A 14,529-nucleotide genomic window follows, 5' to 3' on the forward strand; every position below is an offset into this window, starting at 1 on the left:
TGATCCCTCCGCAAGAGGCACCTTATCGGCTGGCGGCAAAAGATCAATGCTCGCAGGCAGCGGGGATCCTGAGACATGATGCTCGACAGCTTCTGTTTTTTTCCTGAAGTGACTGCTGCACGTTGTCCACATATTTCTGGTATGCTTGCCCTGTCACGATTTGGAACCCGAAAATTTTTATGGCCAGCCAGCTTTCCCTGATTGTTCCTTTCTATAACGAAGAAGCCGCTATCAGCCATTTCGTACAGAGCATCCTGCCTGTTCTCGACGGTATCCCGGAGACGGAGTGGGAAATCGTGTGTGTGGATGACGGCAGCAGCGATGCCACTCTGCGTGAACTGATCGGACTCTCGGAAAGCGACAGACGTTTCAAAGTGCTCGAACTGTCACGCAATTTCGGCAAGGAAGCGGCGCTGACAGCCGGTCTCGATGCGGCGGGCGGGGATGCGGTCATCATTATTGACGCGGATCTTCAGGACCCTCCCGAGGTCATCCCGCAGATGGTGCAGTCCTGGCGTGATGGTGCCGAAGTCGTGCTGGGAAAACGGATCGACCGCTCCAGCGACAGCATGCTTAAGCGCAAGACGGCGTCCTGGTTCTATGCGCTTCACAATCAACTCGCGCACATCCGGATTCCCGAAAATGTCGGCGATTTCCGGTTGATGGACCGATGCGTGGTCAATGCTTTGAAAAGACTGCCCGAACGTCAGCGGTTCATGAAAGGCCTGTTTGCATGGGTCGGGTTCCGGACGGTCACCATCGATTATGTCCGGGCGCCGAGGGCGGCGGGAATGACGAAATTCTCCGGTTATTCGCTGTGGAACTTTGCCCTTGAAGGCTTCACCAGTTTTTCCTCCGTTCCAATCCGGTTATGGACCTATCTGGGAACGGTCGGCGCGCTGATCGCCATTCTCTATGCGCTTTTCATCGTGTTTCGCACGGTCGTCTGGGGCAACCCCGTGCCGGGATATACGTCCCTGTTCGTCGCGATCATCTTTTTCAGCAGCGTCCAGATCATCAGTATCGGCATGCTGGGTGAATATATCGGGCGTATCTACATGGAGACGAAGCAGCGTCCGATTTACGTGCTACGCCGTACCTACTGAGCACGATTGCGCCCTCGCATCTGGAGGGCGCAGCTTCGCGTTTCTCAGTCCAGTTTATGGACCCTGAGCTTGAGGAGTGCGATTCCAAGCAGGCGAGGATCCTGTCCGATATGAACCGGATTGCTGATCTTCAGCCGCAGGCTTGCAGTTCTGGTATCGGCTGGAACGGCAAAATCTGCTACGTAATCAGCATCGGCAGTCTGAACATTCCAGTCTGCGATCCGTGTTCCGTTCAGGAAAACTCCCACCTCTTGGGCTGTGCCGGGTGTGGAGTGCATTCGCAGGACGATGCGGGCCGTATGAATATCCGTCGGCAGATGAAAATAGAGCGAGGGATCAGGCGTTTCACTCCATACGCCCCAATCTTCCAACCCTGACCAGCCGCTTTCCAGAATTTCCATATTCTTCAGTTGCGAACCGCCCGTGATGATATCCTGGTTCATCGGGATAGTCGGGGCTTCCGGCACAGGGGAGAGCCCGGTTGGCAACGGAGTATCCGCCGGGACGCAGAATATGGCTTTGTCCCTGACACCGCACTGCGCATGTTGCAGGCTTGTCCAGTGAGCGGCGTGAATTTGCCGCGCCGAACCGGTCAGGATGACAAGGGTCTGCGGGTTCAGGGGATGAGGCTGCTCCGCCACTGGCTGACAGGCGGCTTCAGGGGGCGTTCGTGCCGTATACATCGTATTGACCACGGCGTTCTGCCGGGCCGCAGCGTAAATAAAAGGCATGACATAATGCGCATCAACGCCGTCGCATTCCAGCCGGGGATGGATCTCGATTTTGTCGAAAGGCCGCATTAGCGCAAAAAGCGCTTGGTCCGCAGGAGATGCCGGGGCGAGGAGATTCATTTCGGCATCGTGATCGCCGTGGCGGATATCCACGGTATCACGCCACTGAAGCGCCATGGCTGCAAGCATGATGAGGGGCCAGGCGCGCGGCCAGGCGCGGCACAGACCATAGACCGCTCCAAGCATCATCAGATATGCGACCGGCCAGAACATCCGGCCCGAAGAACGCATCTGTTCGGCGCCCGGCACTCTGAAATGCGTCAACAGCACGGGGACATGGAGGAAATAGACCCGGTTTGACGCCGCGATGACTGTCAGCGCCAGACAGGCAAGAAGAAGCCCGGCATGCTGCTTCGGAAGCTGCGTCAGAAGCGCAAGGCCCCTGCGGCTGAGCAGAACCATCCCAAGCAGCAGAAGTACACCGGCCCCGAGGTACTGGTATCCTTCATACTGCCCTCCAGTGGCTTCTGCCAGGGCTCCGGGAACGGAGGGGAAAAGGCTGGAATGTACGGGCCAGAACGGAGAGGCGAGGTTCATGGAGTAGAACCCGTAGCCACCACCGCTTGCTCCGCCCCAGTACCCCAGAACGGAACCGAGGATGAGGATGCTGAGTCCCGAGATGGCGGTAGCCATCATGGCTGGGCCACAGGTTTTCCAGTTCCTGTCCCGCAGGAAAAGCGTCAGGGGAACGGCTCCGAGAATGGCACCTGTCATCACCATCAGATAGGGATGCACCAGAAAGGTCAGGGCTGTCAGAATAGCCAGCATCCATACCGGCTGGCGCCCTGCGCCGGGTTGTGTGGCTCTGAAATAGAGCCCAAGCGCCAGGAGCAGGATCCATTGTCCACACAGGGCCGCGTGCCCCAGTCTGAAGAGAAATGTTGGAAAGCAGGCGCTGAAGACCGCAACTGCGAGCGCGGGAAGCAGCCGTTTTTCGCCCAGTGAACGCAGGGCGAAGACCGCACAGACCGGTTGCAGAGTCCAGCACAGCGCCAGATAGAGCGTTATTCCCTGCAACATGTCCGGGAAAAGTGGATGAACGATCTTCAGAAGCAGTGCTTCCAGAGGAATGCTGTCCGTCAGGGCAATATTGGTGCCCGCTGGTGCATCCAGGCGCTGGTCCATCAGGAGCGGCCAGTGCCACCCCTGCCGCAGAAAATAGATCTGGCCAATGATATGCTGAAAGAAATCTTCGTTTCCGGACTGGGCATACGCAGGAATTTTTCCCCGGATCAATGCCACCGGAAAGCATTGCAATGCCTGAAAAAGACCGAATGCCAGTGAGAGGGTGTAGGCCGTGAGCCTGTTCATGAATGGTGTCAGGGTCAGGCGTTTTTCAGACAAACGGTAGCACTCTCATCGAAGGACATAGGTATGGGGATGAGGGGCGTCATACATGAGAACCTTCCGGGAAACCATAACCGATGGACTGCCGAAGGGCGTTCTGTTGCGTGTTCGAAAAAAACGGCTAATCTTTTCTTGCAGGATCAGAGGCGGGGAGATGCAGAAAACATGTCAGATATACCCGTCATGAAAGAAAGTGGTTTCTTCACGCGGCGTCATGTCCTGCTCGGTGGCGGGGCCATGTGCGTCAGTCAGGTTGCCGCCTGTGCCCGATCAGCTTCGTCGTTCGAGGGGGTGGACGCTCTGGTCCGTCAGGCCGTCAGAAAAGGTGAGGCTCCAGGCGCGGTTGTCGCCATCGGCCATGACGGGCGGATCGTACATCGTTTTGTCTATGGGAAACGCGCTCTTGTTCCGGCTCCCGAACCTCTGGGCTGGGACACCCGCTTCGACATGGCCTCCCTCACCAAGCCGACCATGACGGCGCTGGCGGTCATGCAATTGGTCGAGCAGCGGAAACTGGGGGTCGATGACCGGATCAGCCAGTATTTTCCGGAGTTTGCCTGCAAGGGGAAGGGTGACATTACTGTCCGCCTGCTGATGACCCATTATTCCGGCCTGCCGCTGGATGTCCCGCTGGACGATCCCTGGAGCGGCAGGGCGGAGGGTGTCAGGCGCGCCATGACGTCCTCCCTCATCAATCCGCCTGGCGAGAAATTTGTCTATAGTGACATCAATTACGTCATGCTGGGGCTTCTGGTCGAAAAGCTGGGCGGTCTGCCGCTCGATCAGTATGTTCAGCGCAATATTCTCGATCCGTTGGGCATGACTGAATCCGGCTATCGCCCATCAGCGGATCTGTGGCCTCTCATTGCCCCGACCCAGTATGACGAGCACGGCACCATGCTGCGTGGAGTTGTTCATGATCCCACGGCCCGCAGGATGGGGGGCGTCGCCGGTCATGCAGGGCTGTTCTCGGATGCGCGGGACATGTCGGTCTATGCCCAGGCGCTTCTGGATCGTCTCCAGGGGCGTCCCAGCCGTTTCCCCCTGCGACGGGAAACCCTGATGCTCATGATCACCCCGCAGCAGCCGGCGGGGAAAACGGAACTTCGCGGACTGGGCTGGGATATCGACACCCATTATTCCTCCCCGAGAGGGGACGTATTTTCCCGCCGGTCCTTTGGTCATACGGGTTTTACCGGAACGTCCCTGTGGATTGACCCGGACAGCGACAGCTATGTGCTGATCCTGACCAACCGGGTTCATCCTTCGGGCGGCAACAGTGTCGTGCGGTTGAGGCACGATGTTGCGACGGCTGCGGGACGGGCGCTGGGCCTTTCCGCGCCCGTCTAGAGACCTCTGCGTATCAGGGAACAGGCCGTGTTCCCACGAATGGATGGACAGGGGCGTTCGGGCAGCCACCGGGAAACTGGCCGATCAGCTTCTGTACATGCTGCGCCAGCGCATCGCGGTTATCCGTAATCCGCTGACCTTCAGCCTGACGGACTGCATCGCTCTGGGCCAGAAGAGCGCCGGCATATCCGACTTCCCGTGCCAGTTCCGCATCTGCCAGGGCAGAAAGGGGCACGAACTGGACGGGCAGATTCAATGTCTGGGCTTTGGTGCGGCTTGCATCCGCCTGTAGACCGAAAACAGGCACCGTGCCGGAATTGCCGACTGAAAAGCTACCTGAGGACGTGAAGCTTCCGGAGAGTGCCAGTGTGACCGGTCCCGAAATTATGGCTACGACCGGGTCCGGGACATGCTGGCTGCATTGCAGGGCGCGGACATTCGTGTCGAACCCTGCCGTCTGCTCTACCGTCCAGCCCTGAACGTGGGAGGTGCTGACAACACCCGCCCTCGTCAGATCCCTCTGGACGCCATCAATGGCTTCACTGATCGTGACGGGAGAAGGCGATCCCGCAGAACATCCACCCAGAATAACGAAAGCCAGCACGGCAAGACCTGAACTCTGGCTGAAAAACCTGAGGTTCATACGCCCCTCACTTCCGCAAGAAGCGCGTCAAATCCTTCACCATTCGGCGATATTCCGGGAATGCCCATCCAGTTCTGGCGTGAGAGCAGACCATAGGCTTCGTCGGCAATCTTCGTGAATGTGTCCCACGGCATGAATGTCCGCGTGCCCCAGGTATTGAAGAAAAGTCCTTCGGGATTATAGCCCACGAGTGCGATGGCATGACCGCCCACGGGCGTGCGGTCGGAAATGGCGTTCCAGTCCCATGTCGCACCCAGCGGAAGATCCATGAAACCCTGCGGAACCTGGACACCGGCGAGAACGCCTCCGAGGTAACAGATGCCGCGGCGTATCCCGTCGCAGTCCTGCGGATCAATCGCACCATAGGCCGTCAGGTAATCCAGCGTCTGCCCCGGACGGTGCAGTCCTTCGCGCAGCCAGAAGTTCAACTCGTCCAGCAGGATCGTTCCATTGTCGCGCGCGCCTGTCTGCGGATCGAAGCCCGTGACGGCGGCGTAATTGTTCAGCACCATGTCCGTGGACAGCACGACCAGCCCCTGTGCGGCATGGGTCCATGTTGCCGTCAGGGCCGCATGGGCCGCGAACGCACAGCAGCCATACCGGTCATTGCCCCACATCTGATAGGGCACTCCGTGTGACCAGTCCTTCTGCGTGGGAACAGCGGGAAGGCGTGAGGCCAGCATGGGCGCCAGACGGTAGGTTCGCAGATCATGCTTGGGCGCACGTTTGCCAAGGCATCGGGACATGGACAACTCCGGCAGAAATACAAAAAAAGGAGCGGCTCGTGACGAACCGCTCCTGCTGGGCAACAGAGGGGAGGGAGCGTCAGACGCCCTGATAGATCCGGGCGCGGATCAGGTCCGGGGACTGCGTCTGGACGGCGAAGGGGGTAGCCGTGACGCCCGCGAGAGCTTCGATCAGCGGGATCATGGCCTGCACGGTGCTCATGTAGGTGGCGGCGGACGGCGAGTAGACCTTCACGATCGGCGTTGCGATGGCCAGAAGGGTCTGAAGATCCGTCCCGAGAGACTTGGCCCAGTCCTTGCCGGTGGAGACGGTGATGGAGCCGTTCGAGTTAGCGGCGACCTGTGCCGAGACGCTCCTGATCTGGGCGACCAGGCTGTCGAACTTCGCCTTGTCGGCAGCCGACAGGTGGCTTTCCAGTTCCGGGATGCTTTCGATGGCCTGAACGGCATAGGCAATGGCTGCGGCGTCGTTGCTCAGAGCCTGTGTATTGAAGGTGGTTGTGCTCCCGGTGGTGGTGCAGGCGCTCGTGGAGGCAAGAAGAACGACGCCAAGGCTGAGGGCAATAAGACGGTTACGCATCAATGAATGCTCCGGAAATAAAAAAAGGCCGCCCTGAAGGCGGCCATGAAAAAGGACGTTGTATTTGTAAGGACTATGCAGTTACCCGGGTATCGATCCGGTACGCCGGGGAGCCTCAGCGGCTTTAGGATGTGTCGAAACCATATCCAGACCCAGTTTCGCGGCGTCTTCCGCGCGTGAGGAACCGACAGGAACCATGATGGCCTTTGCGCCAGGCTGATAGGCGCTTGTATTCCAGCCTTTCGCCTGAGCCAGGGCACTCACGATGCGAAAGAGGGGCAGCAGTTTCGACGTGCTGGCAGGTGGCTTCCAGAAGCGGAGGGCCAGTGCTGCTGCAGCGATCAGAAATGTAATGATTGAAACGATATCCCCTGCGTATCGGGCAGGCAGATAGGGCAGGATTGTCTGGAACAGCGATGTCCAGTCCATTGTCGTCTCCGGCTATGAAAAAACCGCCCCGGAAGGCGGCTGTGTCCACACACCCTGCCGGTCTAGGGAGGCGCATTCGCACGCACCAAGCAGAAAATGGCGTCAAGCGGGAATTGGCTGGTTTTCCGGCATTTCAGGAAGGGAAATAGCCCGTTTGACGATACGTCCCGAACACCATACGGTTCGCCATCATCATGAGTGTTACAGGCGATTTCATGGCTTTCAATTTCAGGCTTGCCGCAGTTCTTGCGGTTTCAGCATTTTCCCTTTCCGCTGAAGCGCACGCCGCTTCTACGAACCCTCTCTTTTCCGCCAGCACGCTGCCTTATCAGGCGCCCCGCTTCGACCAGATCACGGACAGCGACTATGCCCCGGCTTTCGAGCGTGGAATGGCCGAGCATCTGCGTGAGATCAAGGCAATTGCCAACAACCGGGCAGCGCCGACCTTCGACAACACCATCGGTGCCATGGAGCGCGCAGGCCAGACCCTCAATCGCGTTCAGATGACGTTTGATGGCGTCTATCAGGCCAATACGGACGATGTGTTGGACAAGGTGCAGAGCCAGGAAGCGCCTCGCCTGACGGCTCATGAAGATGAAGTCTATCTGAACGCGAAGCTCTTCGCCCGCGTGAAGTCCCTCTATGACCGCCGTGAGAAGCTCAACCTGACGCCCGAACAGGCCCAGCTTCTCGACATCTATTACCAGCAGTTCGTCCATGCTGGTGCACAGCTCTCTGCAGCGGACAAGACGAAGCTGCGCGCGATCAACACGCGTCTCTCCAATCTTGAAACGCAGTACGAGCAGAAGCTGATTGCCAGCGCCAAGAACGGCGCCCTGATCGTCGATAGCCAAAAGGCGCTGGCCGGTCTGGATGACAACGCGATTGCCTCAGCCGCCAAGGCCGCGCAGGAGCGTGGACTGGCTGGGAAGTGGGTCATCCCCCTTCAGAACACAACGCAGCAGCCTGCTCTCTCCTCGCTGACAGACCGCGAAACCCGCCAGGCCCTGTTCGAGCAGAGCTGGACCCGCGCCGAGAAGGGCGACGAGAACGACACCCGCGCCACGATCGCCGAACTGGCAGAACTCCGTGCGCAGAAGGCCGCGCTCTTCGGCTATCCGAATTTTGCCGCCTATACGCTGTACGATCAGATGGCCAAGACGCCGGAAGCTGCGGAAAACTTCATGCAGCAGCTCGTCCCGGCTACGGTTGCGGAACAAAAGCGCGAAGCCGGGGTCCTTCAGAAAGCCATTCGCAGAAACGGCGGAAAGTTCGATCTGAAGCCTTGGGACTGGGAGCATTATTCCGACCAGGTGAGGCGCGCGAAGTACAATCTCGATCAGGATGAAATCAAGCCGTATTTTGAGCTCAAAACGGTCCTGACGGATGGCGTATTTTTTGCCGCCAACCAGCTTTACGGGATCACCTTCCAGCAGAGGACGGATATCCCCGTCTACCAGCCGGACGTCATGGTCTTTGAAGTTCACGACAAGGACGGCTCTCCGCTGGGCCTGATGTATTTCGATTACTTCAAGCGCGACAACAAGTCCGGTGGCGCCTGGATGTCCAACTTCGTTGGACAGTCCAAACTGCTTGGTACGAAGCCCGTCATCTACAACGTCGCCAACTTTACCAAGGCGGCTCCCGGTCAGCCGCAACTCATCACGTCAGAGGACGTGACGACCATGTTCCACGAATTCGGCCATGCCCTGCATGGCCTGTTCGCGGACCAGACCTATCCCTCGCTGTCCGGCACAAGTGTTGCGCGCGATTTCGTGGAGTTTCCGTCGCAGTTCAACGAGAACTGGGCTCTGGACCCGAAGGTCCTGTCGCATTACGCCCGGCACTACAAGACCGGTGCTCCGATGCCCAAGGCCCTGGTCGAGAAGATCCGCAAGGCCTCGCACTTCAATCAGGGTTACGCGCTGGGTGAGATTGTCGCCGCAGCAGAACTCGACATGAAGTGGCACAGCCTGCCCGCGACGGCCCCGCGTCAGGACGTGGACAAGTTCGAAACCGATGCGCTGAACAGCACCGGGCTGGACGTCGCAGCCGTTCCGCCGCGCTATCGTTCCAGCTACTTCCTGCATATCTGGTCCAATGGTTATTCTGCCGGCTATTACGCCTATCTGTGGACGGAAATGCTGGATCAGGACGTGTTCTCCTGGTTCCAGGATCATGGCGGCCTGACGCGTGAAAACGGACAGCGCTTCCGCGACATGATCCTCTCGAAGGGACACACCATGGATTACGGTCCGATGTTCCGCGCCTTCTACGGCAAGGATCCGGACATCACACCGATGCTCGTGCATCGCGGTCTTGTTTCAGAACAGTCCAAGTAATCACAGATGGAGGGAAAGACCCGGTCTTTCCCTCCAGACCTTTCTTTCAGGGCGGCAGAAATACCGACATCCATGCGTAGAATGACCTTTCTTTCCTTTTCGGGGCCATTCCTTGCAGTTCTGGGCGTGCTGTATTTCGCCGTCAAAGCGTTCTATGGCCTGGGGACGCCTTCTTTCGGCGATGAATCCGGCCATATCCTAGGTGGGCTGGCCATAGCGAGGGGGGACGTCCTCTATCGCGATTATATTGATGCCCATGGCCCACTGATTTTTATCCTGTCCTGGATCGCAGGCCTGTTTTCCGGCTTCCGACACGCCTATCTCATGCGTCTCGTCCCGATCGCCTGCACATTTGCGGCTGGCGTGGCAGTATTCCTGTCTCCCGCACTACGGAAATGGTCATCACGGTGGCTCGCAGTGGGCGTCTGGCTTGCTGCAATGGCTGCGCAGTGGACAGTCCAGGCCTTCAACATGGACAGCTACTGGACGGTTGGCGGTGATCTCCTCACGGTCGTAATGGCCCTTCTGATCCTGCCGGTTCTGCTGGAAGATGACGTCGGACGCTGGCAGGCGTGCTGCGGAGGGGCCTGCATCGCCCTTCTGCCTCTGACCGCCTATTCTTTTGCCCCTACGGCCATCCTGCTGGGGCTGGCTATCGTGACCGTGCGGCGATCGGGCTACCGGAACAGCCTCTTTCAGGCTCTGGCGGGAGCCGGGGCTGCGCTCGGTGCCTGTCTGTTCTGGATGCTGTTTTATGGCGATCTGGGCGGCATGATCGCCTATCATTTCGTTGCAAACCAGTTCTATTATTCCCGTTATATCGGCGTGGGCCTCCGCCCGCTGTTCCAGAGTCTCATCCCATCGTTCCGGCCTGACACCATCATTCAGTCTTTGGCTGTAATCTGTTTCGGCTGTGGCAGTTTTCTCCTGTTTGCAATGTCCCGGCATCGACTGTCAGTACTGTTGCTCGCAGGTGCGCTGCTCATGACGCAGGTGCGTGGTGCATTCGGCTTTCAGGACGGAACCTTCGTCATGGGCGCCATGACGCTCTGCGTTCTCATGGGGGTGCGGATGATGCAGTCTCATGAACGCCTGGCGACGCTTGTCGCGGCTGTCTTTTGCGGCGTGTACGTCACGGGAGCGCGTCATGCCACGACGTCCCCCTATGACATGACCCGGAGACAGCAGCAGGAGGCGGGGTTCCATCCGCTTCGTGAAAATACGGATGTCGGTTTTGTTCGGGCCATCCAGAGCCATTCCCGCCCCGGGGAGCGTATTCTGGTCATTCCCTATAACCCGGACGTCTATATTTACGCCGGGCGTCTTTCCATGAAGAAATATCATGAATACCTTCCTTGGGAAGCGGACTATGCGCATCACCCCTGGGACGGATATGAGCGAGATCTCTGCCATGATCTGCCGCATGATCTTCCACCCGTCATATATTTCGATGATTACCGTGTCTGGGGACAGTGGAGCGCAGCGGATTACATGCCCTGTGTTCTCAGGGTTCTCGCACAGGATTATCAGCGCGATCCGATCGAAAAGAGCGTTTATATCCGCCGGGACCGTCTGAACCCCACGACTGAAAAGCCGGCAATCCGATCTTCTATCCCTGGAACTTCAACAGAAGGTGGCCTCCTGCCATGAAACATAAAACATCGCTTCGGCGCGGTCTTTTCCTCGCTACGACCCTGATGGCAGCGCCCCTCGCGGGACATGCTGCACCATCCGCGGATATCAACCCGGCGCGTATGTCGGACACGATGAAGGTTCTGGCATCCGATGCGTTCGAGGGCCGTGCTCCCGGAACGGAAGGGGAGAAGGTCACGGTCCCCTGGCTGATCGCGCAGTTCAAGGCTCTGGGTCTCGAACCGGGCGGCGAAAACGGTGGGTGGACGCAGACCGTTCCCATGCTTCGGACCAGAACCGCCGCTGATGGCTCCATTAATGCCCGGACCGGCAGTAAGTCGCTGCCTCTGACCCAGCTTCAGGACATCTATCTCTCGACGCTGCTGCCCGAAGACCGGCTGCGCGTGAAGGATGCCCCGATGGTCTTCGTGGGATATGGCGTCCATGCGCCGGAGCGGCACTGGGACGATTTCAAGGGCGTCGATCTCAAAGGGAAGGTCGCGATTTTCCTCGTCAACGATCCTGACTTCGATGCAACACCGAAGGAGCCAGTCGCCGGTCGCTTCGGCGGCAAGACCATGACGTATTACGGCCGCTGGACCTATAAATACGAGGAAGCCGCCCGTCGGGGCGCCGTGGCAGCCCTGATCGTGCATGACACGGCCGGTGCGTCCTACCCGTGGAGCACGGTCATTGCACCGGGGGGCGAAGCCTATGACGTTGAACATGATGCCAGCGAAAGCCATCCTGTCCCCGTTCAGGGCTGGCTCGAGGGGAAGGCTGCGGCAGCCCTGTTCAGGCAGGCCGGTCTGAATCTTCAGGCGCTCCGGATCAAGGCGCGTTCCGAAGACTTCCGTCCCGTCACGCTGAAGCATACGACATTCTCAGCCGATCTTCCGGTTACGTTTGGCCGTCTGCAAAGCCAGAACGTGCTCGCCAAAATTACGGGCGCAAAATATCCGGATGAGACGGTCATGTTCGGCGCGCACTGGGATGCTTACGGCAAAAGCACGGACGCGCAGGGGAACACCGTCATTCGGCGTGGCGCGATCGACGACGGCTCGGGAATTGCAGCGCTGTTCGAAATTGCCCGCGCCTTCAAGGCCGGACCAAAGCCTGACCGCACCATCCGTTTCGCCGCCTGGACGGGCGAGGAGCGCGGTCTGCTGGGATCAGGCTGGTACGTCGCCCATCCGCTGGCTCCGCTGGAAAAAACGGCTGCCAACCTGACGATGGATGTGCTCCAGATGGCTGGCCCCGCCCATAACGCCTTCATCATCGGGGCAGGGCAGGACACGCTTCAGGAGCAGTTCGCCGCCGCCGCGGCCCTTCAGGGACGCACGACGCAACCAGAGGCGATGCCGGAGCGCGGCGCGTTCTACCGCGCGGATCACCTGCCGTTTGCGCGGGCAGGCGTGCCGGTGCTCGCGGTTATGGACATGGCTGGAAAGTTCGATCTTCTGAAAGGTGGAACGGATGCCGGAGGCAAATGGCTGACCGCTTACATGGCATGTTACCATCAGGCCTGCGATGCCTGGAGCCCGAACTGGGACGTCCGGGGCGCGGCACAGGACGTCTGGGCTGTGTGGAAAGTCGGGCACGACGTGGCGTTCTCACATGACTGGCCACAATGGAATGCCGGTTCGGAGTTCGCCGCGATCCGTCAGAAAACCGCGCCAGAGACGGTCCAGTAAGGACGTTTCTTGTCCGGTGCCGGTTCCCTCAGAGCGTCCAGGGCGGAACCGGCCCGTATTGCTCGACCAGAAAGTCGATCATCGCCCGGATCTTGAGCGGCACATGAGGCGTGGGCGCATAGACGGCATGAAGCTCCGGCCCCGTCATCGTTGGCATGTCCAGTGACAGCGCAACCAGTCTCCCGGATTTCAGTTCTTCCGAGACAATGAAGGTCGGCTGATAGATGATGCCCTGTCCCGCGATGGCGGCTTCGCGCAGGACATCCCCGTTATTGGCATGCATGGGGCCGCTGACCGGGACGGTGCGTTCGCCGTTCAGTCCGAAACTCCAGCGCGCACTGCTGATCTCATCCCCCAGCGTATAGCCCAGACAGCGATGGTTCTGGAGAGCGGCAACCGTATGGGGTGTGCCACATTCCTCCAGATAGGAGGGTGCCGCGCAGACCACGAAATCGACCTGTGCCAGTCGACGGGAGCGTAGCGCACTCGAGGGCATGCGCCCGATGCGCAGTGTCAGATCCCATCCTTCCGTAATCGGATCAATCCTGCGGTCATCCAGTCCCAGTTCAACCGTGACGAGAGGATGGCGAAGGCTGAATTGGGGGAGGATCGGCCCGACATGCCTGATGGCGAACGAAACCGGGGCGTTCAGGCGAAGAATACCCCGGGGCTCCTGATTTTCAGCGGAGACTTCCTGCTCCATGTCTTCAAGATCCGCCAGAATCTTCTGACCGCGGATGAGGAAAAGACGACCCGGTTCAGTCAGGGACAGCCTGCGGGTGCTGCGATGGAACAGCGAGATCCCCAATCGGCTTTCCAGGGCGGCAATGTGCTTTGTGACCATCGTCTGCGAAAGGCCGAGCGACCGGGCGGCTCCAGAAAAACTGCCCTGGGCCACGACCCTTGCGAAAACCTGCATCCCCGTGAAGCGATCAAGCATTTATCTCACACTCCCAGTGCCAGATCATATCCCAAATCAGGGAATTATTCTTTTTGGGTGAGGGTGGCAACATCTGCCCTGTCGAACGGAGAGGGAAGCAGTGAAGATGACCCTGAAAGATCAGGACAAGATGCGGCAACCCGTTCTTTTTCTGCCGCATGGCGGTGGCCCGTGCTTCTTCATGGAGTGGGGGGAAACGTGGGATCATATGGCAGCCTATCTCCGTTCTGTCGGAACGGCTCTGCCTCGTCGTCCAGACGCCATTGTGGTCATGTCCGGGCACTGGGAGACGCAGGACATGGTTATCGGATCGGCGGCCCATCCGTCGCTGATCTATGATTATTACGGTTTTCCGCCCCATACCTATCAGCTTGAGTATCCCGTTCCGGGGGCGCCTGATGTTGCCGGGAAAATCCTTCATCTTCTGCGTGATGCAGGGATTGCCAGCACGGAAGATGCCAGACGCGGTCTGGATCACGGGGTGTTCATTCCGTTCATGCTTGCATTCCCGGAGGCGAATATCCCGGTGGTGGAAATTTCCCTGCCCACAACTCTGGATGCTGCCGGCGTCATGAAACTCGGGGAGGTTCTGGAGCCTTTACGGAGCCAGAATATCCTGCTGGTGGGTACGGGAATGACCTATCACAACATGCGCCATCTGATGCGGCCGGATGCTGTGTCGGATGCCAGATCAGTCGCCTTCGACACCTGGCTTCAGGGCGCGGTCGAGGCCCCGCCTGATCGTCGCACAAAGAGCCTTCTGGACTGGGAGCAGGCACCGTTCGCGCGGGACTGCCATCCGCAGCCGGAACATCTCCTGCCGTTGATGTTCGCCGCCGGGGCCGCAGGAACCGACGCCGGTCATCGCAATTACAGCGATATCGTTATGGGGAAGGCCCTGTCCGGTTTCCGGTTCGGCTGACTTCTTC

The 14,529-nt window shown here is 59.1% G+C and carries 12 protein-coding genes; 6 read left to right on the forward strand and 6 right to left on the reverse strand.

Annotated features, from left to right (window positions below):
* Positions 1 to 179: 179 nt before the first annotated feature.
* Positions 180 to 1,106 carry a glycosyltransferase family 2 protein gene (locus ABF859_RS10010; RefSeq protein WP_415527633.1) on the forward strand — a complete coding sequence of 309 codons (927 nt, stop codon included), beginning with the start codon at positions 180 to 182 and terminating at the stop codon, positions 1,104 to 1,106.
* Positions 1,107 to 1,150: 44 nt separating this feature from the next.
* Here ABF859_RS10010 and ABF859_RS10015 read toward each other — a convergent pair whose 3' ends face one another.
* Positions 1,151 to 3,241 carry a DUF6311 domain-containing protein gene (locus tag ABF859_RS10015; protein ID WP_415527635.1) on the reverse strand — a complete coding sequence of 697 codons (2,091 nt, stop codon included), beginning with the start codon at positions 3,239 to 3,241 and terminating at the stop codon, positions 1,151 to 1,153.
* Between the two features lie 168 nt (positions 3,242 to 3,409).
* Between ABF859_RS10015 and ABF859_RS10020 the strand changes: the two genes are divergently transcribed.
* Positions 3,410 to 4,594 carry a serine hydrolase domain-containing protein gene (locus ABF859_RS10020; protein WP_415527636.1) on the forward strand — a complete coding sequence of 395 codons (1,185 nt, stop codon included), beginning with the start codon at positions 3,410 to 3,412 and terminating at the stop codon, positions 4,592 to 4,594.
* A gap of 13 nt (positions 4,595 to 4,607) precedes the next feature.
* Here the strand turns inward: ABF859_RS10020 and ABF859_RS10025 are convergent, their stop codons facing one another.
* From ABF859_RS10025 to ABF859_RS10040, 4 genes are all read right to left on the reverse strand, one after another.
* Positions 4,608 to 5,237, reverse strand: a complete 630-nt coding sequence (locus tag ABF859_RS10025; protein WP_415527637.1) for a hypothetical protein — start codon at positions 5,235 to 5,237, stop codon at positions 4,608 to 4,610.
* Positions 5,234 to 5,983, reverse strand: coding sequence for a hypothetical protein (locus tag ABF859_RS10030; RefSeq protein WP_415527638.1), 750 nt, complete (start codon positions 5,981 to 5,983; stop codon positions 5,234 to 5,236). The genes ABF859_RS10025 and ABF859_RS10030 overlap by 4 nt, the downstream gene beginning before the upstream one ends.
* Before the next feature lie 79 nt (positions 5,984 to 6,062).
* On the reverse strand, positions 6,063 to 6,563 hold the full coding sequence (locus ABF859_RS10035; protein WP_415527639.1) for a hypothetical protein: 501 nt from the start codon (positions 6,561 to 6,563) through the stop codon (positions 6,063 to 6,065).
* Between the two features lie 81 nt (positions 6,564 to 6,644).
* On the reverse strand, positions 6,645 to 6,992 hold the full coding sequence (locus ABF859_RS10040) for a hypothetical protein (protein WP_415527640.1): 348 nt from the start codon (positions 6,990 to 6,992) through the stop codon (positions 6,645 to 6,647).
* A gap of 215 nt (positions 6,993 to 7,207) precedes the next feature.
* On the opposite strand from ABF859_RS10040, the gene ABF859_RS10045 reads away from it, so the two are divergent.
* The 3 genes from ABF859_RS10045 to ABF859_RS10055 all read left to right on the forward strand — a co-directional run bounded on the left by ABF859_RS10045 (position 7,208) and on the right by ABF859_RS10055 (position 12,660).
* Entirely contained in the window at positions 7,208 to 9,334 is a 2,127-nt protein-coding gene (locus tag ABF859_RS10045) for a M3 family metallopeptidase (protein ID WP_415527726.1), read from the forward strand.
* An 81-nt stretch (positions 9,335 to 9,415) separates the two neighbouring features.
* Positions 9,416 to 10,984: a hypothetical protein gene (locus tag ABF859_RS10050; protein WP_415527641.1), complete on the forward strand. Its 1,569-nt coding sequence runs from the start codon at positions 9,416 to 9,418 to the stop codon at positions 10,982 to 10,984.
* A 47-nt stretch (positions 10,985 to 11,031) separates the two neighbouring features.
* Positions 11,032 to 12,660, forward strand: coding sequence for a M28 family metallopeptidase (locus ABF859_RS10055; protein WP_415527727.1), 1,629 nt, complete (start codon positions 11,032 to 11,034; stop codon positions 12,658 to 12,660).
* A 28-nt stretch (positions 12,661 to 12,688) separates the two neighbouring features.
* Here ABF859_RS10055 and ABF859_RS10060 read toward each other — a convergent pair whose 3' ends face one another.
* Positions 12,689 to 13,600 carry a LysR substrate-binding domain-containing protein gene (locus ABF859_RS10060; protein ID WP_415527642.1) on the reverse strand — a complete coding sequence of 304 codons (912 nt, stop codon included), beginning with the start codon at positions 13,598 to 13,600 and terminating at the stop codon, positions 12,689 to 12,691.
* Positions 13,601 to 13,706: 106 nt separating this feature from the next.
* Between ABF859_RS10060 and ABF859_RS10065 the strand changes: the two genes are divergently transcribed.
* Positions 13,707 to 14,522, forward strand: a complete 816-nt coding sequence (locus tag ABF859_RS10065) for a DODA-type extradiol aromatic ring-opening family dioxygenase (protein ID WP_415527643.1) — start codon at positions 13,707 to 13,709, stop codon at positions 14,520 to 14,522.
* The last annotated feature ends 7 nt before the right edge of the window (positions 14,523 to 14,529 follow it).

The organism is Gluconobacter sp. (assembly GCF_047722525.1).
Lineage (GTDB): Bacteria > Pseudomonadota > Alphaproteobacteria > Acetobacterales > Acetobacteraceae > Gluconobacter.

Excerpts from the sequence above, each read along its gene's own strand:
- ABF859_RS10025 (WP_415527637.1), bottom strand. The coding sequence starts at position 5,237 with ATGAACCTCAGGTTTTTCAGCCAGAGTTCAGGTCTTGCCGTGCTGGCT.
- ABF859_RS10055 (WP_415527727.1), top strand. The coding sequence starts at position 11,032 with ATGGCAGCGCCCCTCGCGGGACATGCTGCACCATCCGCGGATATCAAC.
- ABF859_RS10030 (WP_415527638.1), bottom strand. The coding sequence starts at position 5,983 with ATGTCCCGATGCCTTGGCAAACGTGCGCCCAAGCATGATCTGCGAACC.
- ABF859_RS10010 (WP_415527633.1), top strand. The coding sequence starts at position 180 with ATGGCCAGCCAGCTTTCCCTGATTGTTCCTTTCTATAACGAAGAAGCC.
- ABF859_RS10045 (WP_415527726.1), top strand. The coding sequence starts at position 7,208 with ATGGCTTTCAATTTCAGGCTTGCCGCAGTTCTTGCGGTTTCAGCATTT.
- ABF859_RS10065 (WP_415527643.1), top strand. The coding sequence starts at position 13,707 with ATGACCCTGAAAGATCAGGACAAGATGCGGCAACCCGTTCTTTTTCTG.
- ABF859_RS10035 (WP_415527639.1), bottom strand. The coding sequence starts at position 6,563 with ATGCGTAACCGTCTTATTGCCCTCAGCCTTGGCGTCGTTCTTCTTGCC.
- ABF859_RS10050 (WP_415527641.1), top strand. The coding sequence starts at position 9,416 with ATGACCTTTCTTTCCTTTTCGGGGCCATTCCTTGCAGTTCTGGGCGTG.
- ABF859_RS10020 (WP_415527636.1), top strand. The coding sequence starts at position 3,410 with ATGTCAGATATACCCGTCATGAAAGAAAGTGGTTTCTTCACGCGGCGT.
- ABF859_RS10060 (WP_415527642.1), bottom strand. The coding sequence starts at position 13,600 with ATGCTTGATCGCTTCACGGGGATGCAGGTTTTCGCAAGGGTCGTGGCC.
- ABF859_RS10040 (WP_415527640.1), bottom strand. The coding sequence starts at position 6,992 with ATGGACTGGACATCGCTGTTCCAGACAATCCTGCCCTATCTGCCTGCC.